General features: G+C 72.4%; 24 protein-coding genes. 8 read left to right on the top strand and 16 right to left on the bottom strand.

Going from position 1 to position 21,521, the window contains the following annotated elements:
* Positions 1 to 12: 12 nt before the first annotated feature.
* Positions 13 to 2,199 carry a glycine--tRNA ligase subunit beta gene (glyS, locus tag DOO78_RS02300; protein WP_111468094.1) on the bottom strand — a complete coding sequence of 729 codons (2,187 nt, stop codon included), beginning with the start codon at positions 2,197 to 2,199 and terminating at the stop codon, positions 13 to 15.
* A gap of 176 nt (positions 2,200 to 2,375) precedes the next feature.
* Positions 2,376 to 3,278: a glycine--tRNA ligase subunit alpha gene (locus tag DOO78_RS02295; protein ID WP_111468093.1), complete on the bottom strand. Its 903-nt coding sequence runs from the start codon at positions 3,276 to 3,278 to the stop codon at positions 2,376 to 2,378.
* 96 nt (positions 3,279 to 3,374) lie between these two features.
* Here DOO78_RS02295 and DOO78_RS02290 point away from each other — a divergent pair, with 96 nt between their 5' ends.
* Positions 3,375 to 3,779 (top strand): ketosteroid isomerase-related protein, encoded by a 405-nt coding sequence (locus tag DOO78_RS02290; RefSeq protein WP_111468092.1) that lies wholly within the window; start codon positions 3,375 to 3,377, stop codon positions 3,777 to 3,779.
* Between the two features lie 71 nt (positions 3,780 to 3,850).
* Here the strand turns inward: DOO78_RS02290 and DOO78_RS02285 are convergent, their stop codons facing one another.
* From DOO78_RS02285 to DOO78_RS02255, 7 genes are all read right to left on the bottom strand, one after another.
* Positions 3,851 to 4,657: a S49 family peptidase gene (locus DOO78_RS02285; protein WP_111468091.1), complete on the bottom strand. Its 807-nt coding sequence runs from the start codon at positions 4,655 to 4,657 to the stop codon at positions 3,851 to 3,853.
* A 69-nt stretch (positions 4,658 to 4,726) separates the two neighbouring features.
* Entirely contained in the window at positions 4,727 to 4,960 is a 234-nt protein-coding gene (locus DOO78_RS02280) for a hypothetical protein (RefSeq protein WP_111468090.1), read from the bottom strand.
* Between the two features lie 92 nt (positions 4,961 to 5,052).
* Positions 5,053 to 5,421, bottom strand: a complete 369-nt coding sequence (locus DOO78_RS02275) for a gamma-butyrobetaine hydroxylase-like domain-containing protein (protein ID WP_111468089.1) — start codon at positions 5,419 to 5,421, stop codon at positions 5,053 to 5,055.
* Entirely contained in the window at positions 5,421 to 5,624 is a 204-nt protein-coding gene (locus DOO78_RS02270; RefSeq protein ID WP_111468236.1) for a Trm112 family protein, read from the bottom strand. The genes DOO78_RS02275 and DOO78_RS02270 overlap by 1 nt, the downstream gene beginning before the upstream one ends.
* A gap of 118 nt (positions 5,625 to 5,742) precedes the next feature.
* A complete protein-coding gene (locus DOO78_RS02265) occupies positions 5,743 to 6,420 on the bottom strand; it encodes an LON peptidase substrate-binding domain-containing protein (RefSeq protein WP_111468088.1) in 678 nt (225 codons plus the stop codon).
* Between the two features lie 10 nt (positions 6,421 to 6,430).
* Positions 6,431 to 7,381, bottom strand: a complete 951-nt coding sequence (locus DOO78_RS02260; RefSeq protein ID WP_111468087.1) for a thioredoxin family protein — start codon at positions 7,379 to 7,381, stop codon at positions 6,431 to 6,433.
* Positions 7,382 to 7,704: 323 nt separating this feature from the next.
* Entirely contained in the window at positions 7,705 to 8,220 is a 516-nt protein-coding gene (locus tag DOO78_RS02255) for a prolyl-tRNA synthetase associated domain-containing protein (protein ID WP_111468235.1), read from the bottom strand.
* Positions 8,221 to 8,486: 266 nt separating this feature from the next.
* Here DOO78_RS02255 and DOO78_RS02250 point away from each other — a divergent pair, with 266 nt between their 5' ends.
* From DOO78_RS02250 to DOO78_RS02240, 3 genes are all read left to right on the top strand, one after another.
* Positions 8,487 to 9,470, top strand: coding sequence for a Bug family tripartite tricarboxylate transporter substrate binding protein (locus DOO78_RS02250; RefSeq protein WP_111468086.1), 984 nt, complete (start codon positions 8,487 to 8,489; stop codon positions 9,468 to 9,470).
* 115 nt (positions 9,471 to 9,585) lie between these two features.
* Positions 9,586 to 10,242: a PAQR family membrane homeostasis protein TrhA gene (gene trhA / locus DOO78_RS02245; RefSeq protein WP_111468085.1), complete on the top strand. Its 657-nt coding sequence runs from the start codon at positions 9,586 to 9,588 to the stop codon at positions 10,240 to 10,242.
* A 202-nt stretch (positions 10,243 to 10,444) separates the two neighbouring features.
* Positions 10,445 to 11,503, top strand: a complete 1,059-nt coding sequence (locus DOO78_RS02240) for a glycosyltransferase family 4 protein (RefSeq protein WP_111468084.1) — start codon at positions 10,445 to 10,447, stop codon at positions 11,501 to 11,503.
* Between the two features lie 66 nt (positions 11,504 to 11,569).
* On the opposite strand, the gene DOO78_RS02235 is transcribed toward DOO78_RS02240, so the two are convergent.
* Both DOO78_RS02235 and DOO78_RS02230 read right to left on the bottom strand, forming a co-directional pair.
* Positions 11,570 to 11,902, bottom strand: a complete 333-nt coding sequence (locus DOO78_RS02235; protein WP_111468083.1) for a YdhR family protein — start codon at positions 11,900 to 11,902, stop codon at positions 11,570 to 11,572.
* A 26-nt stretch (positions 11,903 to 11,928) separates the two neighbouring features.
* Positions 11,929 to 12,312: a VOC family protein gene (locus DOO78_RS02230; RefSeq protein WP_111468082.1), complete on the bottom strand. Its 384-nt coding sequence runs from the start codon at positions 12,310 to 12,312 to the stop codon at positions 11,929 to 11,931.
* A gap of 239 nt (positions 12,313 to 12,551) precedes the next feature.
* On the opposite strand from DOO78_RS02230, the gene DOO78_RS02225 reads away from it, so the two are divergent.
* The 3 genes from DOO78_RS02225 to DOO78_RS02215 are packed head-to-tail and all read left to right on the top strand — an operon-like array spanning position 12,552 to position 14,859.
* The gene (locus tag DOO78_RS02225; RefSeq protein WP_111468081.1) at positions 12,552 to 13,304 is read left to right on the top strand and encodes a DUF7168 domain-containing protein; all 753 of its coding nucleotides are present in this window, start codon (positions 12,552 to 12,554) and stop codon (positions 13,302 to 13,304) included.
* Entirely contained in the window at positions 13,301 to 13,735 is a 435-nt protein-coding gene (locus DOO78_RS02220; protein WP_111468080.1) for a SprT family zinc-dependent metalloprotease, read from the top strand. Before DOO78_RS02225 ends, DOO78_RS02220 begins: the two co-directional genes overlap by 4 nt.
* A 59-nt stretch (positions 13,736 to 13,794) precedes the next feature.
* Entirely contained in the window at positions 13,795 to 14,859 is a 1,065-nt protein-coding gene (locus DOO78_RS02215) for a ketopantoate reductase family protein (RefSeq protein ID WP_111468079.1), read from the top strand.
* A gap of 13 nt (positions 14,860 to 14,872) precedes the next feature.
* Here DOO78_RS02215 and htpX read toward each other — a convergent pair whose 3' ends face one another.
* Entirely contained in the window at positions 14,873 to 15,817 is a 945-nt protein-coding gene (gene htpX / locus DOO78_RS02210; protein ID WP_111468078.1) for a zinc metalloprotease HtpX, read from the bottom strand.
* A 160-nt stretch (positions 15,818 to 15,977) separates the two neighbouring features.
* Between htpX and DOO78_RS28560 the strand changes: the two genes are divergently transcribed.
* Positions 15,978 to 16,235 (top strand): succinate dehydrogenase assembly factor 4, encoded by a 258-nt coding sequence (locus DOO78_RS28560; RefSeq protein WP_408887554.1) that lies wholly within the window; start codon positions 15,978 to 15,980, stop codon positions 16,233 to 16,235.
* A 613-nt stretch (positions 16,236 to 16,848) separates the two neighbouring features.
* On the opposite strand, the gene DOO78_RS02200 is transcribed toward DOO78_RS28560, so the two are convergent.
* The 4 genes from DOO78_RS02200 to DOO78_RS02185 form a co-directional block, all read right to left on the bottom strand.
* The gene (locus DOO78_RS02200) at positions 16,849 to 17,469 is read right to left on the bottom strand and encodes a sugar transferase (protein WP_111468077.1); all 621 of its coding nucleotides are present in this window, start codon (positions 17,467 to 17,469) and stop codon (positions 16,849 to 16,851) included.
* On the bottom strand, positions 17,462 to 18,718 hold the full coding sequence (locus DOO78_RS02195; RefSeq protein WP_111468076.1) for an O-antigen ligase family protein: 1,257 nt from the start codon (positions 18,716 to 18,718) through the stop codon (positions 17,462 to 17,464). The genes DOO78_RS02200 and DOO78_RS02195 overlap by 8 nt, the downstream gene beginning before the upstream one ends.
* A complete protein-coding gene (locus DOO78_RS02190) occupies positions 18,715 to 19,542 on the bottom strand; it encodes a hypothetical protein (RefSeq protein WP_111468075.1) in 828 nt (275 codons plus the stop codon). Before DOO78_RS02190 ends, DOO78_RS02195 begins: the two co-directional genes overlap by 4 nt.
* 128 nt (positions 19,543 to 19,670) lie before the next feature.
* On the bottom strand, positions 19,671 to 21,368 hold the full coding sequence (locus DOO78_RS02185; protein ID WP_243634306.1) for a heparinase II/III domain-containing protein: 1,698 nt from the start codon (positions 21,366 to 21,368) through the stop codon (positions 19,671 to 19,673).
* Positions 21,369 to 21,521: the final 153 nt, after the last annotated feature.

Here is a 21,521-nt window from a genome sequence, read left to right as displayed (position 1 = left end):
ACCGGGCCAATGTCAACCTTCGATTTTTGAGACATCCGCGACCGCATCCATGGCGGCGCAGAGCGAGTGCAGCAAACGCAGGCGGTTCCGGCGGAGTTCCGGGTCCGCATCGTTCACCACGACCCCGTCGAAGAAGGCATCGACCGGGGCGCGGAGGGTGGCGAGATGCTCCATGGCGCCGAGGAAGTCCTCGGCGGCCAGGGCGGCGGCGACGGCCTCGCGCGTCGTCGCGACGGCGGCGGCCAGGGCCTTCTCCGGCCCGGCCACCAGCCGGACGGCCTCCACCGGCCCGTCATGCGGCCCATCCTTGCGGTTCTCGATCCGCAGGATGTTGGCGGCGCGCTTGTAGGCGGCCAGCAGGTTGGCGCCGTCCGGCGTCGCCAGCATGCGGGCGAGCGCGTCGGAGCGGGCGAGCAGGCGGACCAGGTCGTCATCCGGCGCGGCGCCGAAGACGGCGGCGACGATGTCGTGCCGGGCGCCCTCGGCACGGAGCTGGACGCGGAGTCGCTCGGCGAGGAAGTCGAAGATATCCCAAGCTTTCGCTAAATATGTCTCGCTACTCGTGCCACGACTGATCGATGGAGATCCCGGAATTACTGTCAGCATGGACCCGCCGATCAAGCCGCGCTTGCGAGCCTCTTCTAGCGTTTCTCGGGCCTTTTCGGTCTCAGCCAGAGCCAGAGTTTCAAGGATAGGTGCTACCGCTTTGTCGAGGAGCTGTAACAAGCGCAGCCGCAGCCCATTCTCCCGAATAATCCGAATCACACCAAGCGCCGCGCGACGGAGTGCAAACGGATCGCCGGAACCAGTCGGCCTCTCTCCGACGGCAAAAAAGCCGGCGAGCTGGTCCAGCTTGTCGGCCAGCGTCACCGCCACCGCCACGGGCTCGGCAGGCACCGCATCGCCGGGGCCGAGCGGTCGGTAATGCGCGCCGATCGCCTCGGCGACGCGCGGGTCCTCGCCGCCGGCAAGGGCGTAGTAGCGGCCCATCACCCCCTGCAATTCGGGGAATTCGCCCACCATGCCGCTGGCGAGGTCGGCCTTGGCCAGCCGCGCCGCCCGGCCCGCCAGCGCCGGATCGGCGCCGACCGCCGGCGCGATCAGCCCGGCCAGCCGCTCCAGCCGCCGCACCCGCTCGCCCTGGGTGCCGAGCTTGGCGTGGAACACCACGGCATCGAGCTTCGGCAGGAAGCTCTCCAGCTTCTGCTTACGGTCGAGATCCCAGAAGAAGCGGGCATCGGAGAGCCGCGCCCGCAGCACCCGCTCATTGCCGGCGACGATCGCCGCGCCGCCATCCCCGGGGATGATGTTGCTGACGATGGCGAAGCGCGGCGCGGCCCGGCCATCCGGATGGCGCAGGGCGAAGTAGCGCTGGTTCACCCGCATGGTGGTGCGCATCAGCTCGGGCGGCAGGTCCATGAAGGCGTCGTCGATGCGCCCGAGCAGCGGCACCGGCCATTCGACGAGGCCCGCCACCTCGGCCAGCAGCCCGCGATCCGGCACCACCTCCAGCCCCTCGGCGGCGGCGAGGCGTTCGATGCCCTCGGCGATGATCCGCTCGCGCTCGCCGGCCTCGGCGATGACGAAGCGCTCCCGCAGCCCGGCGGTGTAGGCGGCGAGGCTCGAAACCGCGAAGGGTTCGGTGCCGGCCAGCACGCGGTGCCCCTCGGTCAGCCCGGCGGCGAGGAGGCCATGCACCGCATCCTCGCCATGGGCGAGGGCGAAGGGCACCGGCCGGCCATCCAGGATGCAGAGGATGCGCTGCAGCGGCCGCACCCAGGCGAAGTCGCTGGTGCCCCAACGCATGCTCTTCGGCCAGGGGAAGCCGCGCAGCAGCGGCGGCAGCCGCTCGGCGATCAGCGCCGCCGCCTCGATCACCTGGCCGGGCTTGCGCAGCACCCAGAACTGGCCCTCCTGCTCCAGCGCCTCGCGCGTGGCGCCGTGCTTGCGCAGGAAGCCCTCGACCGCCGCATCGGGCGCACCCAGGCGCGGGCCGCGCTCCTCCTTGCCCGGCGTCTCGGCACGGGCCGCCATGGCGCCGCAGGCCGCGATGCGGCGCGGCCCGAAGAGCGGGCGCGGCGCGGCGGTCATCAGCGGCGCGAGGGATTTCTGCAGCAGGGCGCAGAGATCCTCGGCCGCACGGGCCTGCATGCGCGCCGGAATCTCCTCGGAAAAGAGTTCGATCAGGAGTTCAGGCATGGGGCGTCGGTGCGGCCTTCATGGCGGTTCGGGTCATAGCGGTCCGGGCATCGCGTCGCCCCGGCGAGGCAAGCTGCGCCGGAGGGGTGGGGTCGGGCGAGGCGGCCAGCATGGCATGCCTGCCGCCAAAGGGCACGGTGCCGGGCCGGAAAGCCGCATGGCCGCATCGTGCCCCCTCAGCCGCCACCGGCCAGCCAGGCCTCGCAACAGCCTTTCGCCAGGGCGCGCACCCGGCCGATATAGGCCGCGCGCTCGGTGACGCTGATGGCGCCCCGGGCATCGAGCAGGTTGAAGCGGTGGCTCGCCTTGATGCACTGGTCATAGGCCGGCAGGGCCAGGCCGTGCCTGAGCAGCGCCACGCATTCCTCCTCGGCGTCCTGGAAATGCCGGAATAACTTCGCGGTATCGGCATACTCGAAATTGTGTGCGCTGAACTCGACCTCGGCGCGGTGGAACACCTCGCCATAGCTGACGCCCTGGCCGTTGAAATCCAGGTCGTAGACGTTCTCGACGCCCTGGATGTACATCGCCAGCCGCTCCAGCCCGTAGGTGAGCTCGCAGCTCGGCACCTGGCAGGGGATGCCGCCGACCTGCTGGAAATAGGTGAACTGCGTCACCTCCATCCCGTCGCACCAGACCTCCCAGCCAAGGCCCCAGGCGCCGAGGGTCGGGCTCTCCCAGTCATCCTCGACGAAGCGGATGTCGTGCACATGCGGGTCGAGGCCGATCGCCCGGTAGCTGCCGATCAGCATGCTCTGCGGATCGGCCGGCGAGGGCTTCAGGATCACCTGGTACTGATAATAGTGCTGCAGCCGGTTGGGGTTCTCGCCATACCGCCCATCGGCCGGCCGGCGGCTCGGCTGCACATAGGCCGCCTTCCAGGGCTTGGGGCCGAGGGCCCGCAGCGTGGTCGCCGGATGGAAGGTGCCGGCGCCGACCTCCATGTCATAGGGCTGCAGGATGACGCATCCCTGGGCCGACCAATAGGCGTGCAGCCGCAGGATCAGCTCCTGGAAGCTGGGCGGCCTGGTGCGGGCGGGGGCGCCGCCGGCAGGCGCGGCGGTGACGGCGGTCTGCATGCCGCGGCTTTTGCCATGTCGGCGCGCCCGAACATAGTGGGTGGCCGCCGGGAGCCTTGCGCCCGGCCAAGTCCTGCTCACTGAAAGGAGAGCGCCGTGACCGAGACCGAACGCCTGATTCGCGCCTATTATGCGGCCTTCGACGGCGGCGACCGGGAGGCCATGCTGGCCCTGCTCGCCGATGACGTTGTCCATGACGTGAACCAGGGCCCGCGCGAGACGGGCAAGCCGGCCTTCCGCGCCTTCCTGGCCAAGATGGATCGTTGCTATCGGGAGTCGATTCGCGACCTCGCCGTCATGGTGGACGCCACCGGCCGGCGCGCGGCGGCGGAGTTCACGGTCGAGGGCGCCTATCTTGCCACCGATTCCGGCCTGCCCGAGGCGACGGGCCAGCGCTACAGCCTGCCGGCCGGCGCCTTCCTCGAGGTGGCGGATGGGCGGATCCGCCGGGTGACGACCTATTACAACCTGCCCGACTGGATCCGGCAGGTCGGGGGCTGACGCGGCGAAGCGCTGCCCCGCTGCGGCAGGCTGCGCCCCCCCCAAGCCGCGAAGCGGTGGTGCGGGGCGTCCTACAGCCCCAGCCGCGCCCAGGCCGCGCGCTCCTCGAGCGCCTCCAGCACCGCGCCGGCGGACAGCCCGGGCAGCAGCCGGCGCAGCAGCGGGGGCCGCGGCCCGGCCACCGGGATCAGGCGTGCCTTCTCGCCGAAGCGCCGCCGCGCCTCCCCCGCCGCATCCCCCAGCCGATCCGCCAGGCCGAGTTCCACGGCCTTCCGGCCAGGCCAGAAGCGGCCGGTGAAGAGTTGCTCCGGCGGCGCCTGCAGCCGGCTGCCGCGGCGGCTGCTCACCCAGGCCGCGAACTCGCCGTGCAGATCCTCCAGGAGCGTTTCCAGCCGCGCCGCATCCTCGGGGCGTTCCGGCCGGAACGGGTCCCAGAAGCTCTTCTCCGTCCCGGCCGTGCGCAGGCGCCGCTCCACCCCGAGCCGCTCCATCGCGTCCTGGAAGCCGAATCCGGCGGCGATGACGCCGATGGAGCCGAGGATGGAGGCCGGGTCGGCGACGATCTCATCCGCCGCACAGGCGATCCAGTAGCCACCGGAGGCCGCCGCGTCCTCGACGCAGGCGATCACCGGCAGCTTCTTCTCCTCGGCGAGGCGCCGGATCCGCGCCGCGACGAGGCTCGATTGCACGGCCGAGCCGCCCGGCGAGTTGATCGAGAGGAAGACGGCCGAGAGCCGCTTCAGGCCGAAGGCCCGGTCGAGCACCGGGCCAGTCGTCGCCAGGCTGATGCCGCCGCCGAAGCCCGGTCGCGGGGTGATGGCGCCCTGCAGGCGGACATGCGCGATGCGCGGGCGGCGGTCGAAGAGGGAGGGGAGCATACTGCGAAGAGAAATGCCGCTTCGCGTCGCCGCATCAAGCACCGTCTCGCATGCCGGGCTGCCGGCGGCTCAGCGGATGCCGCGCGACCCGGCGGATCGGCCGGCCGGGAAATTCGGATCGCCGCCGGTGCGATAGTCCAGGTTGATGCCGCCCGGGCCGGCGCCGGCCTGGCTGAGCGAGGGCCGGCCGGTGCTGGCATCGGTGCCGATCGGCGTCGAGCCGAGGCTGCGGCTGGGCGGCTGGTTGTCGCAGGCGGCGAGCAGCAGGGCAGCGGCGAGAAGGAGGATGGGCAAGCCTGGCATGGGACCTCTCCGGCCGCGGCGGGCCGCCGTCGCCGGCCCCGAAACCTGGGAAACGGAGCATGGACCGCGCCGGTGCGGGCGGGGAAGAGGCGTCAGCCCCGGCGGCGCGGCGGATCGCGGCTGAGGCCCTTGGCCGCCAGCGCGGCCTCGTAGGCCTCCCAGCGCGTGGCCTGCTCGCGGCCGAGCTGGTGGAGATAGTCCCAGGAATAGATGCCGCTGTCGTGCAGGTCGTCGAAGACGAGGCGGATCGCGTAATGGCCGACCGGCTCCAGCCGCAGGATGCCGACCTCCCGCCGGCCGGCGAGCGTCACCTTCTGACCCGGCGCGTGTCCCTGCACCTCCGCAGAGGGGCTTTCCACCCGCAGATACTCGGCCGGCAGCGCGAAGCGGCTGCCGTCGTCGAAGGCGACCTCCAGCACGCGCTCGGCGCGCCGGAGCCGGATCTCGGTAGGCTGCGGCATCAGGCGTCCAGCGGCCGCGCCTCGTCGGGCAGCATGATCGGGATGCCGTCCCGGATCGGATAGGCCAGCCGCGCCTGGTCGCTGATCAGCTCGCCCCGGCTCCGGTCGTAGCGCAGCGGCCCCTTGGTGACGGGGCAGACCAGGATCTCCAGCAGGGCGGGATCGACCTCGCCGCCGGGCGTCGGGGGGGTGGGGGCTTGCATGTCGCTCATGCGGGCATTCTAGGGCCGCGGCGGCGCGCGGTGCAGCCCCGGCGCATCATCCGGTCGCGCCGGCTCGCCGCCCGCCTTCCCGCGGCCTGCGCGCGCGCCGATGCCCGCCTCAGCTCGGCCGGCGATCGGCCGGCCGGTTGCCCGGATCCGGCTCGGGATGCGCGCCCATCTGCAGCAGGGCGACCAGCATGGCCGCCCGGTCCTCCGGCGAGGCCGCCTCGAGCAGCGCTTGCTTCTCGCGCACCTCGAAGGGACAGACCATGGCGAGGGTGAGGACCAGCAGGGAATCGGAGGTCTGCTCGATCGCCTCCCAATTGGCCTCGATGCCGCGGGCCCGGAAGAAGGGACGCAGGGCCCCGAGCAGCGCCGCGCGATCGACGCCGGCCGGCCGCGGGCCGAGGTCCAGATCCCCCTCGAAGCCGGCATAATCCGCCCGCACCCGCCTGTACCCCCGACGCATCGGCAGCTCGGCGGCCACCCGGAAGCGGACCACCCCGATCAGGGTGATCAGCAGCCGCCCGTCATCGGTCTCGGCGAAGGAGGACAGCCGGCCGAGGCAGCCGATGCGGTACAGCCCCGGCCCGGTCGCGCCGGGCGGCACGCCGGGCTCGGGCTGGATCATGCCGAACACCCGGCCCTCGGCCAGGCTGTCGAGCGTCATCGCCAGGTAGCGCGGCTCGAAGATGTTCAGCGGCAGGCGGCCGCCCGGGAGCAGCAGCGCGCCGGGCAGCGGGAAGACCGCGATCTCCGACGGCAGCTCCGCCAGGCTCGGGTGGAAGGCGGCCACCGTGCCGGGTCTACCGGAACAGCAGCGAGGAGAGCTTGCGCCGCCCGGCCAGCGTCGCCGGATCGTCGAATCCCCAGGCCTCGAAGAATTTCAGCAGCTGCTTGCGCGCCGCCTCCTCGTTCCAGCCCTGGTCGCGGCGGATCGCCTCGATCAGCGCCGCGACCGCCCCCGCCCGGTCGCCGGCCGCGTTCAGCGCCACCGCGAGGTCGATGCGCGCGGCATGGTCGTTCGGGTCGGCAGCCAGGCGCTGCTCGAATTCCGCCAGCTTGCTGCGGGCCTTGCGACCCTCCGCCGCAAGCTCGAGCGCGCTGCGGACCGAGACGATCTCGGCCTGGTCACGGAGCTTGGCCGGGACGCCGGCCAGGACCTGCAACGCCTGCTCCTCCTCGCCGAGCGCCATCAGGGCGCGGGCGACGCCGGCATAGGCCTCGGCATTCTCCGGCTCCTGCTGCGCCAGGGCGCCGAAGAGCTGCAACGCCCCCTGGTGGTCGCCCTCCTCGGCGGCGAGCTTCGCCTCGGCCAGCAGATCGGCGGTCGGCATCTGGCCGCCGGCGGCCTTCAGCAGGCCCTCGACGAATTTCTTCACCTCGCCCTCGGGCAGGGCGCCCTGGAAGAGGTCGAGGATCTGACCCTGCCAGAAGGCGGCGACGGTCGGCACGCTCTGCAGCGGCAGGCCAAGCTGGGTGAGCTGCTGCACCAGGGAGCGGTTCTGGTCGATATCGATCTTGACCAGCCGCACCCGGCCCCCCGCCGCCCGCACCACCTTCTCGAGCGTTGGGGTCAGCGTCTTGCAGGGTCCGCACCAGGTCGCCCAGAAATCCACCAGCACCGGAACCTCCCGGCTGGCGTTGACGACATCCTGCATGAAGGTCTTCTGGTCGCCGTCCTTGATCGGATCGGCGCCACCGCCTGCGGCGGCCGCACCGGGCCCCTGGCGGTTCGGGTCGAAGATGACGTCCATGGCGGCAATTCCTCGGTCTTGCGGTCTTAGATGCCCCCGCCGGCCGCGGGGACAATGGGGATCAGCCATCCGGCGGCGCCGGTCGCGCGCCGGAGGCACCTGGCCAGGGCATAGCAGGCCCGGCCGGGGTGGGACATGCATCCCCGCCCGGTTGCCGCGCCGCGGCGGCCCGGCCGGATGGCCCCGCGCGGGCCGGGAGGAAGCGGGGCCAAAGACTTGCCCCCAAAGGCTTGCACCCGGTGCAGGCGCCGGACACCGGGGAGCATGTGCCGGAAGAACAGGCCGGGGCGGAGTCGCCGAGCCCCGGGCAAGGTGAGGCCGCCCTATCCGGCCGCCACCGGGACAGCCAGCAATTCCGGCCGGTGGCCCAGGGATTCGAGGAAGCGCAGCAGATCCGCCGGCCGGATGGCGGTGGTCATGGTGTTCACCAGGGGGTGGACATGCACCCATTCGTGCTTCCGCAGGAAATCGGCATCCAGCAGGATGCGCACCTGCCCTGGCGGCGCATTCACCATGCCGAGCGAGGTCACCGCGCCCGGCTCCACCCCGAGCAGCGCCCGCAGCGCCTCGGCCGGCGCCATCTCCACCCGGCCGAGGCCGGCGGCGCGCCCCAGCGCGTTCACCGAGACCTTGCGGTCCTCCTCCAGCACGATGAGCAGGTGCGGCCCCGGCGCGGCTTTCGCCGGCCGCAGGAAGAGGTTCTTGCAATGCCCGCCCGGCAGGCTGCCGCGCAGCGCCTGGCTTTCCGCCACGGTGAAGAGCGGCGGATGCCGCACGGTGCGGGTCTCGATGCCAAGCGCCGCGAGGCGGGCGAGAATTCCTTCCGGGGTTTCCGGCATGCCGCTGTCCTCGGCGTCCTGGCCTCGCAGGGCCCTGATGGGGATCACGCCGGTTGTTTCCGCCCCGCCGCCAATGGGTGCAAGCCCCGCGCTGCAAGCCCCGCGCCGCAAGGGACGCGGCATGGAGGACTTGCCAAGGGACAGCGCCATGGGGCCCGGCCTCCGGCGTGCCGGCTCGACGTTGCATTGGCCGAGGCATACATCGGGTGGCAAGGGTATCGGGCCATGCCATCGATGCCCGACAAGATCGCTGCCGGAGAATGACCATGCATCGCCGTACCCTGCTCGGCGCCAGCCTCGCCAGCATCGCTGCCCCCCTCGCCCCGCTGCGGGCCCAGTCCGCCGCCGGTTGGCCGAGCCAACCGCTGCGCATCGTGGTGCCCTTCGCAGCCGGCGGCCCCACCGACATTCCGGCTCGGCTGCTGGCCGAGGAGCTGGGCAAGGAGCTGCCGCAGCGCCCGGTGGTCGAGAACCGGACCGGCGCCGGCGTCGTCGTCGGCACCGACGCGGTGGCGAAATCGGCCAAGGACGGCAACACGGTGCTCTACACCACCGTCGCGCATTCGGCGCTGCGGGCCATGTTCGCCCGCCTGCCCTTCGACCCGATGGCCGATCTGCAGCCGGTCGTGCTGGTCGGGGTGATCCCGATGGTGCTGATGGTGAACAAGGACCTGCCGGCGAAATCGCTGCAGGAGCTGATCGCCCTCTACCGCGCCAATCCCGGCAAGTACGACTACGGCAGCGCCGGCAACGGCTCGGCCCTGCATCTCTCGGCCGAGCTGTTCCTGCGCGAGGCCGGCGGGCTGAAGGTGAACCACGTGCCCTATCGCGGCTCCGCCGCCGCCATGCCCGACCTGCTCGCCGGCACCACCTCGATGATGCTCGACGTGGCGAACAACACCCTGCCCTATGTCCAGCGCGGCGACGTCCGGGGCCTTGCCGTCAGCTCGCCGAAGCGCATCCCGCAACTGCCGGAGGTGCCGACCTTCGCCGAGGGCGGGCTGCCGAATTACGAAGCCTATACCTGGCACATGATCATGGTGCCGACAGGCACGCCGGAGCCGATCCAGGCGGCCATCAACGCCACCTTCAACCGCGTCCTCGGCAAGCCCGATGTGCAGCAGCGGCTGGGCGAGCTGGCGCTGCAGGTGCGCACCGACAGCACGCCGGCCAGCGCGACGCAGTGGCTGCAATCGGAAACCGCCAAGTGGGAGCCGATCATCCGCGCCGCCGGCATCAAGCCGGACTGAGGCCGCCAGGGGCGCGATCGCCGGCGGGGGCACGGGCCGGTGCGGGGGAGCGGGCTCTCCGTCGTCTGATCGCCGCTGGCGTTGCATGGCGGCCGGGCAACCCCAGGTCAGGGTCATGGCCCCGCCGCCCGCCGCCCCCCCTGCCGCCTTCGCCAGCCGGGCGGAGTATGCCGCGGATGCGGCGGTGCATGTCGTCGGGCTGCTGGCCGGGGGCCTGGCCTGTCTCGGCCTCGCCCTGACGGCGGCCGATGGCGGCCGGCCGGCGGCGGCCCTCGGCCTCTATGCCGGCGGCCTGCTGGCGATGCTCGGCTGCTCGGCGCTCTACAACCTCGCCCGCCCGGGACAGTGGCGGCGGATCCTGCAGCGCCTCGACCACGCCGCCATCTTCCTGATGATCGCCGGCACCTATACGCCGGTCGCGCTCCTGGCGATCGGTGGCGGCTGGGGCTGGGCGCTCTTCGCCACGGTCTGGACCGGGGCGCTCACCGGCGCGGCGCTGAAGCTGCTGGCGCCGGCCCGGATCGAGCGGGCGGCAATCCTGCTCTACCTGCTGCTCGGCTGGGTCGGCCTGCTGGCGATGGGGCCGTTGCTGCAATCCCTGCCGCCGCGGGATCTGCTTCTCCTGCTGTGCGGCGGCGCCCTCTACAGCCTCGGCGTGCGGGTGCATCTGGCCACGCGGCTGCGGTTCCACACCGCGATCTGGCACGGCCTCGTCCTCGCGGCCGCCGCCTGTCACTACGCCGTCGTGCTGCACATTGCCCGCAATGGTTGATGACTGGCCGGGAGAACCCTTCCAGGTAGCGCCGTTCGCCGGTTTATCGACCACAACATCGTGAACAGCCCTGCCTGCCAAGAAGCCGCCAGCCCGCGCCTTTTTGTCGTCGGATTTTCCCGCTTCTTAGCGTTCAGGCAGACGATGCCCCGGATACGCCGTCGCATGCGGCAGCCCTCGCCGCTCGGGAGAAATTCACACGATGAGAATCGCGCAAATTGCGCCTCTGGCCGAAGCTGTGCCGCCGAAGCTGTATGGTGGCACGGAGCGCGTTGTCTCCTACCTGACGGAGGAGCTCGTCGCGCTCGGCCATGACGTCACCCTCTTCGCCAGCGGGGATTCGGTCACGGCGGCGACGCTGGCGCCGATGTCGCAGCAGGCGCTCCGCCTCGACAAGAGCATCGGCGACCCGAATGCGCCGGTCTTCCTGATGCTCGAGCGGGTGCTGCGGCGCGCCCATGAGTTCGACGTCCTGCACTTCCACCTCGACTACATGCCCTTCTCGCTCTTCACCCGCCAGCCGGTGCCGCATGTGACGACGTTGCATGGCCGGCTGGACCTGAAGGAAATCTGGGGGCATTACGAGCTGCACAACGACGTGCCGCTGATCTCGATCTCCGACAGCCAGCGCCGGCCCATGGCCTGGGCGAATTGGGCGCGGACCATTCATCACGGCCTGCCGCGCGACCTGTTCCAGCCGACGCCGGGGGCGAAGCCCTCCTACCTCGCCTTCCTCGGCCGCATCTCGCCCGAGAAGCGGGTGGACCGCGCGATCGAGATCGCCGGCCGGGCCGGGATGAAGCTGAAGATCGCGGCGAAGGTGGATCGCGCCGACCGCGATTACTTCGAACAAAAGATCGAGCCGCTGCTGGCCCTGCCGCATGTCGAGTATATCGGCGAGATCGGCGACCATCAGAAGGCCGAGTTCCTGTCCAACGCCCAGGCCCTGCTCTTCCCGATCGACTGGCCGGAGCCTTTCGGCCTGGTGATGATCGAGGCCATGGCCTGCGGCACGCCTGTCATCGCCTACAACCACGGCTCGGTGCCGGAGGTGATGCAGGACGGCCTGACCGGCTTCATCGTCGAGGACGCGGATGCCGCGGTGGCGGCGGTCGGCAGGCTGCCGGAGCTGTCGCGCTCCGCCATCCGGGCCGAGTTCGAGCGGCGCTTCACCGCCCGCCGCATGGCGGAGGAGCATGTCGCGCTCTACGAGGCGCTGGTGCGCGCCAAGCTGCCGCCGGTGCGCATCGCCGCGGAGTGACCGGCCCCGCCCCGCCCGTCCGGGCAGGGCGGCCTCCTGTGGGGAGCGGCCTCGCGCCGCTCCTGTTTATTCGGCCGCCAGGCGGTCGAAATCGATCGGCGCGCGGGTGATCTCGCTCATCCGGCGGCGCACCGCGAAGACCCGGACCGACACCTCGGACAGGTCCGGGTTATTGCGCATCCGCGCGACGATCGGCCCGCTGGCATAGGCCTCGGCGCTGGCGCGGTCGGCGAAGAGGTAGATGCCGCCGGCGAGGCGCTCCGCATCCCCGTCCAGCCAGATCTTCCACAGCAATCCCGGGACTTCGAGGAAGGGCCTGGCGCGCTCATCGGTGTAGCGCGCCTCCCACTCCGCCTTCGGCATGTCGGGCCGGCGGTAGTTGATCTGGACGATGTGCATGGCTTGTCCTCCCGTCCTGGCCGGCGTCAGGCCGGCTTGCGCTCCAGCAGCTCGATGGTGATGTCCTGCGGGCCGCGGATGAAGCAGATGCGCACGCCCGGCCGGGCCTGCCGCGGCTCGATCGTGAACTCGACGCCCTTGGCCTTCAGCTCCGCCACGGCCGCGTCCAGATCCTCGACGGCCAGGCCGAAATGGTCGATGCCGTTATAGGGCGAGACCGGCGGCGCGGCGACGCGGGTGTCGGATTGCGAGATGAAGAGGTTGAGGCCGCCGAGCAGCAGGTCGATGCGCGGCGCCTCGCCGGCCGCCCGCCGCACCACCTCGGCGCCGAGCACCTCCTGGAACCAGGTCGCGGTCGCCTCCAGATCGGGGCTGCGCAGATGGACGTGGTCGAAGCCGTAGCGGGCCATGGGTGTCTCCCCTTCCTCGGCAACCGAGCCTAGAGCGTGATCGCCTGGGGTGGAATCGCCGAAGAGCCTGGATCGCGCCATTCGGCAGGGCCCTGCCCCATGATCCGCGGACCTGCATAAACGGGCTGCGGCCCGGGTGGAGCCTTGACCGCCGGACGAGGGGCCGGGGCGGCCTGGCCACAACCGGCCCGGATGGCCGAGCTTGACCCGCCGCCCGCCGCCCCGGCAGGTAGCCTGCCATGGACCAGCAGACCGAGCTCGCCCGGGTGAAGGCGCGCATCCGCGCCCTCTCCGCCCGCACCGTGGAGCGCGGCTGCTCCGAGGCCGAGGCGCTGGCCGCCGCCGCCAAGGTGGGCGAGCTGCTGGAGGTCTATGGCCTCTCCATGTCGGAGGTGGCGCTGCGCGAGGAGGCCTGCCAGCAGCGCCGCGTCACCATCGCCGGTCCGCAGCGCCTGGCGCTGCGCTGGCTCTACCCGCCCCTGCTGCGCTTCTGCGAATGCCGCGGCTGGACCGAGGGGCGCGCCGATTTCGTGCTCTTCGGGCTGGAGCCCGACGTGCAGATGGCGGAATACCTGCTGCGCGTCGCCGACAGCGCCCTCGCCTTCGAGGAGACGCGCTATCGCGCCAGCCCCGACTGGCAGCGCAGCCGCGCCACGCCGCAGACCCGGCTGCGCAGCTTCCGCTACGGCTTCGCCGACCGGCTGGGGCAGCGGCTGGAGGCGTTGACCGCCGAGCGCGAGGCGGCGGCCGAGCGCCGCCGCGCCGCCGCTGCCCCGGCCATGGCGAGCGCCTCCACCGCCCTAGTGCTGGCCAAGGAGAAGAAGGTGGAGGAGGGATTCCGCACGCTCGGGGTGCGGCTGAAGACGGTCTACTCGACCGCGACGGTGCGCGACCGCGGCGCCTATGGCCGGGGCCAGGCGGCCGGCGGCCGGGTCGGGCTGGAGCGGCCGCTCGGCGCCGGGCCCGCCGCGGGGCGGCTGCCGCGGCGATGAGCCGCGGGGACGCCGCGGCGCGCCGCCTCTATGCCTGGGAGGACCGCGAGGTGGCGCCGCGCGACGCCTCCCGCGTGCCCTATGCCCGGCTTCAGGCGCTGATCGACCATGTCTGGGCGGCCGAGGGGTTGCGCTGGCCGCCGCGCCTGCGCCCCTTGCCGCCACAGGCGCGGATGACGGTCGCACGGGCCACGCGGCTGGCCATCGAGGCGCCGCCGGTGCTGCCGAGCTGGATCCTGCTGCATGAGCTGGCGCATGCCATGACCAGCACGGCGGATGGGCTGAATGAGGGGCATGGGCCGCGCTTCGTCGGGCTCTACCTGCAGCTGCTGGTGCGGCATGCCCGCATGCCGGAGGCGGCCCTCGCCGCCTCGCTGCGCCAGGCCGGCATCCCCTTCGAGGCGGGCGCGCGGCCGGTCTTCCTGGCCTGACGCTTCCCGCTCCCGGCCGGCGCGCGTAGCCTCGCCGCGACCTGGGAGGAAAAAAGACCATGCGTCCGAGAATCGCCATCGTCGGGGCCGGCGCGGTCGGCGGCTATCTCGGCGGGCACCTCGCCCGGCTTGGCCATGACGTCACGCTGATCGATGCCTGGCCGGCGCATGTCGAGGCGATCCGCAGCCAGGGGCTGCGGCTGACCGGGCTCGAGGACTCGCAGAACGTCACCGTGCCGGTGCCCGCCTTGCATCTGAGCGACGTGCAGTCCCTCTCGAAGCAGTCTCCGGTCGACATCGCCTTCGTCTCGGTGAAATCCTACGACACGGTCTGGGCAACGCATCTGATCGCGCCGCATCTGGCCCCCGGCGGCTTCGTCGCCAGCCTGCAGAACTGCATCAACGAGCCGGCCATCGCCTCGGTGGTCGGCTGGGGCCGCACGGTCGGGGTGATCGCCGGCACCTATTCCGGCGAGTTGCACGCGCCGGGCGAGATCCGCCGCACCGTGCCGCTCGGCGGCACCCAGCGCGTCGTCTATGCGGTGGGCGAGCCGCATGGCCGCATCACCGCGCGCGTCGAGCGGATCCGCGCCATGATCGCCGAGATCGACAGCGTGCAGGCAACCACCAATCTCTGGGGCGAGCGCTGGTCGAAGCTCTGCGTCAACGTCATGCGCAACGGGGTCAGCGCCGCCTCCGGCCTTTCGGGCAACGACTGCGACCGCGACGACCGGATCCGGCGTTTCTCGATCCGGCTCGGCGCCGAGGCGGTGCGCATCGGCCAGGCGCTCGGCTATGCGCTGGAGCCGATCCAGAAGATCGCGCCGGAGGGTCTCGCCCGCGCCGGGGCGGGCGACGCGGCGGCGCTTGAGCAGGCCGATGGGGTGCTGCTGGCGACCCTCGCCGCCGGCCAGCGCAGCGCTTTGCAACGTCCCTCCATGGGTCAGGACATGCTGAAGGGCCGGCAGACCGAGATCGACCAGATCAACGGGTATGTGGTCGCCGAGGGCGCCAAGGCGGGGCTGGCCGCCCCGGCCAATGCGGCGCTGACGGCGGTGGTGAAGCGGGTGGAGCGCGGCGAGATCCCGGCGCGGCCGGAGAACATCGCCGGGATCAACGCCTGACGCTGCCGCGGCCTCACCCCCAAGGATTGCGCCGCCCCTCGCCCCAGGGCGAGTTGGGCGGATAGACCGCCGCCGGCGGCGCGGCGCGGCGTGCCATGGCGGGCGGCGCCGGCGGCGCCATGGCCAGCAGCCGGCGGATGCGCTCCTCGGTCGGCGGATGGGTGGTGAAGAGACTGTCCATGCGCAGGCCCGAGAGCGGGTTGACGATGAACATATGGGCGCTCGCCGGATGCGCCTCGGCGGCCTGGTTGACGCGGCCCTGCTTGAACTGCTCCAGCTTCTGCAGCCCGCCGGCCAGCCAGCGCGGATCGCCGGCGATCTCGGCGCCCAGCCGGTCGGCCTCGTATTCGCGGGAGCGGCTGATCGCCATCTGCACCAGCATGGCGGCGAGCGGCCCGACGATCAGCAGCACCATGGCGCCGATCGGGCCGAAGGGGTTGCGGTGCCCGTCCTGGCTGTTGCCGCGAAAGAGGAAGCCGAATTGCGCCAGCATGCCGATCGCCCCGGCGAGCGTCGCGGTGAGGGTCATGATCAGCGTGTCGCGGTGCTTGATATGCGCCAGCTCGTGCGCGACCACCCCGGCCACCTCCTGCTCGTTCATCAGGTCGAGCAGGCCGGTATTCACCGCGACGGCGGCATTCTGCGGGTTGCGGCCGGTGGCGAAGGCGTTGGGCTGGTCCTCATGGATCACGTAGAGCGCCGGCATGGGCAGCCCGGCCCGCTGCGCCAGCCCCTGCACCATGGCGAAGAGGCGCGGCGCCTCGGCCGGGGTGATCGGCTGGGCGTTGTACATGGAGAGGACCACGCGGTCGCTGTTCCACCAGGCCCAGGCATTGGTGCCGCAGGCGAGGAGGAAGGCGAGGACCATGCCCTGGTTGCCGCCGAGCAGGTAGCCGATGCCGATGAACAGCGCCGTCAGGGCGGCGAGCAGCATCGCGGTGCGCAGATAGCCTTGCATGTCCCTTCCCTTTCCGGTGCCGCGCTGCCTTTCCCCGGGGCGCCGGGGGTGGCAGGACCCTGCCCCGCACTCCCACATGGTGGACATGACCGAATCCCGACAAGAGGCGGCCGTAGCCGCCGCCCCCCGCCCCCAGCCCGTCGCAGCCCTGCGGGCGCAGGTGCCGATCTCCCCGGATCTGCCGCCGCAGCCGGTGCCGCCCATCCCCCCGCCGCCGCCGAGCCCGGACCTGCCGGAACCGCCGGTCGAGGACCCGCCGGGGCCGGAAGCGCCGATCCCTGGCGATCCGGACCAGCCCCCGGCCGGCGATCCGCCCACCGATCCGCCGCTCCGGATGAAGGAGATCGGTGGGCCCGCTGGACCGGAGCCGACCCGCTACGGCGATTGGGAGCGGAAGGGCCGCGTCAGCGATTTCTGATCCTCTTCTCCCTGTGTCATCCCGCGGAGGTTGGGGACGGGGCGGCCGGCGCAGCGGCCCCCACCCGCCTGCGCGACTCGACGCGTCGGCACCCCGAGATCAGACCAGAGCGCGAACGCGTTAGCGGTGCCGGCCCCGGGCATCCTACCAGGGCTGGTATTTCGCCGTCGCCGGCTGGCCGCGGCAGGGTGTCAGCGATTCGTTCGCGCGACTCGGATTAAGCGATTGATTCGGAGGCCGCGGCCTGAGCCCGCCGGCGCGCCGCGTTCGTCTCCCGTTCCCGATGGTAGGGCCTCGAGCCCTCGGGGCCGGCGCCGAAGGCATTGGCCGGTCCCTGCAAAGCAGACCGCGCTTCCCGGGAGGCCTGTCGAAAACTCAAATTTCTTAAGCATGAAATACAACTAATAGTTACTTCAATCCCCCGAGGCTCTCCAACCCCAGGATGCAGATCCCGGCAAATCCGGGATCGCCCTCATGAAACAGTCCTGGGCTCGTCGAAGGGGTTGTTGCCACCTGGCATGTCTGCTGACACGGCCTGTGAGCAACGGGTTCTATGTGATTGATCGACTATTGTCTTACCCAACTCGTCGATACTGTCGGACCGCGCCCTACCTCAGCGCGCCCGTCCGGCGCCGGCGCCCGCCACAGGCCGTTCCTGCAGGCCCGGCATGGTGGCATGGCCCGGCGCGGCGACGCCGATGCCCCGCAACAGCAGCCAGAGGCAGCGCAGCATGATCACCAGGTCGCGGCGCAGCCGCGGCGTCGCCCGGGCATAGCGCACATCGAGGGCAAGCCGCGTCGTCCAGGGCACGGCATTCCGCCCCGCCGCCTGCGCCAGCCCGCACAGGCCGGGCCGGACGCGCAGCCGCTCCGCCTCGGCCGGTGTGTAGAGCGCCGCATATTCCGGCAGCAGGGGGCGCGGCCCCACCAGGCTCATCTCGCCGCGCAGCACGTTCAGGAGCTGCGGCAGCTCGTCGATCGCGCTGGCCCGCAGGGCCCGGCCGAAGCGGCCGAGCCGTGCCGCATCCTCGCCCGGGCCGTCGCGCAGGCTGCGGAGCTTCAGCAGCAGGAACCGCTGCCCATCCCGGCCGGCACGCCATTGCCGGAACAGCACCGGCCGTCCCAGCACGAGGAACACGCCGAGCGCCGCGACAGCCAGCAGCGGCGCGGCGGCCAGCAGCAGCAGGCTCGCGCCCAGGATGTCGCAGCCGCGCTTGCCCCAGCGCTCATACATGCGGTCCCTCCGTCGCCATGGGCGGGATCGGCCGCGCCTCCATGCCGAGCGACAGCAGCAGGCCGAGCCCGAACCAGACCATCCGGTTGCCGAGATCGGTCGAGACCATGGCGGTCAGCGCGACCGGCAGGGTCAGCGCCGCCACGCGTGCCGCGCGCCCGGGCGCCACCCGCCAGGCCAGGCCGATCGCCAGCGCCACCGCGCCGCCGAAGGCGAGCAGCCAGAGCAGGAGCCCCGGCAGGCCGCCCTCGACCAGCGCTTCGAGCGCGTGGTTGTGGGGATGCAGGCTGCGGTCGTCCCCTGTGCCGGCGGCCAGGGTGAAGCCGCCCGTGCCAAGCCCCCAGGGGGCTGCCTCGGCCGCCCAGCGCAAGGCCTCCCCCCAGAGGATCAGCCGCGCCGGGGTGGCCGTGGCGGGGTCGCCGAAGAGGCGTTCGAGCGTCCGCAGGCCGAGATCGACGCCCGGCAGGGCCAGCAGGGCGGCGAGGCCGCCGAGGCCGAGGCCGGCGATCAGGCCGAGCCAGCCCAGCGCCACGATCCAGCGGCCGGAGAGGCAGAGCAGCAGCGCCGGCGCCCCGGCCGCGCCGAGCAGCAGGCCGAGCAGCGCCGCCCTCCCGCCGGGCACCAGCACCGCCAGGCCGAGCAGCAGCAGGATCGCCACCCAGCCGACGCGCCCGGGCCCGCGCGCCTCCATCACCCGCAGCGCCGCCAGCCCGGCGGCGCAGGCGATGGCGAGGCCGGCCAGCTGGTACTGCACCCGCAGCTTCTGCGGATCCTGGCCGAGCGCGCCGCCGAGGATCACCGTCCCGTTCATCACGCCCCAGGCGGTCGCGGCCCCGATGAGCAGGCCGATGACCACGACGGCGGAACAGAAGCGCCGGAGGCTGGCCGCATCGGCGCCGACCAGCAGCCCGGCCAGCAGCATCGCCGGCCCCAGCAGGACGAGTTGCGGCAGCTTCTCGGCGAGCACGAGGCGCGAGCTGCTCCAGCCGCCGGCCAAGGTGAGCCAGAGCAGCAGCAGGCTGGCCGCCAGCAGCGGCGCCGCCAGGATCGGCCGCATCTCCCAGCGCCGGGCGAGGAGCAGGAGGGCGAGGGCCGGCAGCAGCGGCAGCGCCACGAGCAGGGTCAGATCGACCGGCAGCGCGGCCAGGCCCGGCAGCGACTTCAACGCCCCGGCGAATTGCAGCGCCGCCGCCAGCAGCCCGCTGCCGGCCGCGACATGCCTGGGCCAGGCCGTTGTCGGAGGGCTCATTCCGCCCCCACGGCGGGCATCGCCTGGCCGAGCCCGCGCGGCCCCGAACGGTCGGGCCGCAGCAGGACCAGGGCCAGGATGCCGGTCAGCGACACCATCGGGGCGAGCAGGGCAAAGAGCAGGACCAGCAGCGTCCGGTTCGGCAGGGAGGGGCGCAGCTCCACCATCGGGGCGGAGACGATCCGCGCCGCCACCGCCTCGTCCGCCGCGACCACCAGGGCGCTCCGCTGCTGCTGGCCCAGCAGGTCGTAGAGCGCGTTGCGCAGATAGAGATCGCCCTCGGCGGCGAGCCTCGCCTCGATCGCCGCGATGCGGCGCCGGGCGAGCGCGCCGAGATCCTCCCGCACCTTGGCTTCCGCCAGGGCGTGCAGGCGCTGCAGGGCATCGAGCGCTGCCGCGCGGTCGCGATGCGCCAGGGTCAGCGTGAAGGTGACGGTCGCGATGTTCTGGGTGGCGGCGAAATTCTGCTCGAGCCAGGCCTGGACGTCATCGAGGTCCGCCTCGATCCGCAGGCCGAGGGCCCGGCGGAGCGGCCCGAGCGGCCAGGCGGTGCGCAACCCGTCGAGATGCTGCAGCAACCCGGTGTCGCGGGCGAGCATCGCAGCCGCCTCGGGCGAGCGCAGGGCATCGAGGTAGACAGCGAAATTGCCGCTCGGCCGGTCGTCGAGAAGGCCGCCGCCGAGCAACGGCATCGGCGAGAGCAGCGTCGAGGTGGCGATGCTCGTCGTCTCGGCCGGCGCGACGATGGCCTGGGCCACGTAGCGCTGGGGCATCTGCCAGAGGGCGGCCACCAACAGGGCGAAGAGCAGGAGGGCGGCCAGCACGGCCTGACGGCGGCGTTGCCAAACTCCCCGCAGGAGCAGGTCCAGTGCCATGGCGGTGCCCGAGCCTCGTGCCGACGACGATCCTCACAAAATGTTGTAAGCAAATTGCAAACGATTCAAGGTTGAATCTAGAGCGGCTCGATTCGCGTCGTCAGGCTGCGCGCCCGCGGCCCGACCCGCGCCGTCAGCACGGGCACGCGCCGCACCTGGCCATAGCCCGGGCTCTCCCAGCCGGGTTCCAGCGTGCAGCGCAGCGGCACATCCGCCGTGACCGTGAGCCGCGCCCGGGCGTCCTCGGCGCCGTCCGGGCGCAGCCGCCAGGCGCCGGGCGCCAGCCGCCAGCGCAGCACCGCCTCGTGGAAACGCCCCTCCAGAGCGTCCTCCACCACCCAGCAACGCCCCTCCACCCGGATGCGGCGGGCATGGCGGCGCCCCCGCCGGTCCCGCAGCCAGGCGCCCTCCGGCAGCAGGCCCATGCGCGGCCAATGCGAGAAGAGGAAGCGGGACAGCCGCGGCATCTGGTCCTCGCCGTCGAAGGCGATGGTGTTGTGCGCTGCGGTGCCGGTGAAATGGGCGTGCCACCAGCCCGCCTCCGGCGGCGGGTTGTAGGCGCCGGTGCCGCCGTCGCGCAGCAGCGGCAGCGAGCCGACCCAGAGCTCGCAGTGGAGCAGGTCGGCCTGGCCCGGACGAAAGCGCAGCGGCCCGGTGCGCAGCAGGCAGCGCGTCTCGCCGGCCCGCCACCCCCGCAGCCCTTCCGCCACCCAGCGCGCGGGCGGGGGGGCGAGGGCCGGTTGGTCGGCGAGGTCGAGCCAGGCGCAGCCCGGCTCCCCGGCGAAGCCCGCGGAGCCGTTGCAGAACAGCCGCGCCGCCCGTTCCAGGCTCGGCCGCGCATCCGCCACCCCGGCAAGGGCAAGGTCGGCGAAGGCGGAGCCGTCCTGGTGCCCGAGTTGCGGCATGGCGCCGCTCGCCGGGTCCACCACCCGACGCAGCCATTCCGTCGCCGCCGCGGCGCGGGCCGCGGCGACGGCACCGAGCGGCGGCCCGCCCAGGCGCCGGCGCAGCCATTCCGTCGCCGCCAGGACGTCCAGCAGCAGGCGGTGATAGCCGGAGGAGCACTGGGCGAAGGCCCCGTCTGGCGCGACGAGGCGGCGAAGCGCCGCCTCCAGGCGCCGCGCGCCATGCCGCGTCCAGCCCGCCTCCCCGAGCATCAGCCCGCAGATCAGCAGCCCGGCGGGCTCGGAGACGGTGTGGTTGTTGTCCTGCGCCAGGGCATAGGCGCCGGTCGCGGCGATGCGGCGCCCATGCAGGGCCAGCAGCGTCCGCGATGCCGGGGACGGTGCATGCTCGAGGCCGAGCAGGGCGAGGCTCAGCGCGAGGTGCAGCACCCGCAGCGCCGCTTCCTGGCCGCAGGCCCAATTCGGCCCGCGGAAGGGCGGGTTTCGCCGGGTCCAGTCCCCAAGCAGCGCCTCCAGCCGCGGGAGATGGCCGGCTTCGGGCGCCAGCCGCGCCGCCTGGGCGAGAAGCGGCAATTCCGCCCAGCGATTGCGCTCCCAGACCGGGCGGATATCGCCGGGGCCGAACAGGTCCAGGGTGAGCGCCTGCGGCGCGGCCGGGAAAGGGCCGTGCCAGTCACCGGCGGCCGCATCACCCGCGCGGGTGAGCAGCCTCGCCCGGTGGGTGGCGGACAGTCCTGCCGGCGGCGCCGGCAGGACCGGCACCGGCTCCGGCAGGATGGTCCCGGCCGGGATCGCCGCGTCGGCGAGCCGGCGCGCGGCCAGCCGGCGTCCCGGGCCACGGTGCCAGGCGGCCAGCAGCACTGGCCGCACACCGAGACGGCGGGCGGCATCCAGCCGGGACGAAAGCAAACCGCAACATTCCATTAGACCTACGAGTAGCGGTGATTTAATACCACATCAACCGGATGTGATTGATCCGCCAACCGCGTCCAACAGGGGGAACAGACTGCTGCGCCGCTTCCG

It is taken from the genome of Roseicella frigidaeris, assembly GCF_003258945.1.
Classification (GTDB): domain Bacteria; phylum Pseudomonadota; class Alphaproteobacteria; order Acetobacterales; family Acetobacteraceae; genus Paracraurococcus; species Paracraurococcus frigidaeris.
This window is presented reverse-complemented; position numbering and strand designations above follow the sequence as displayed.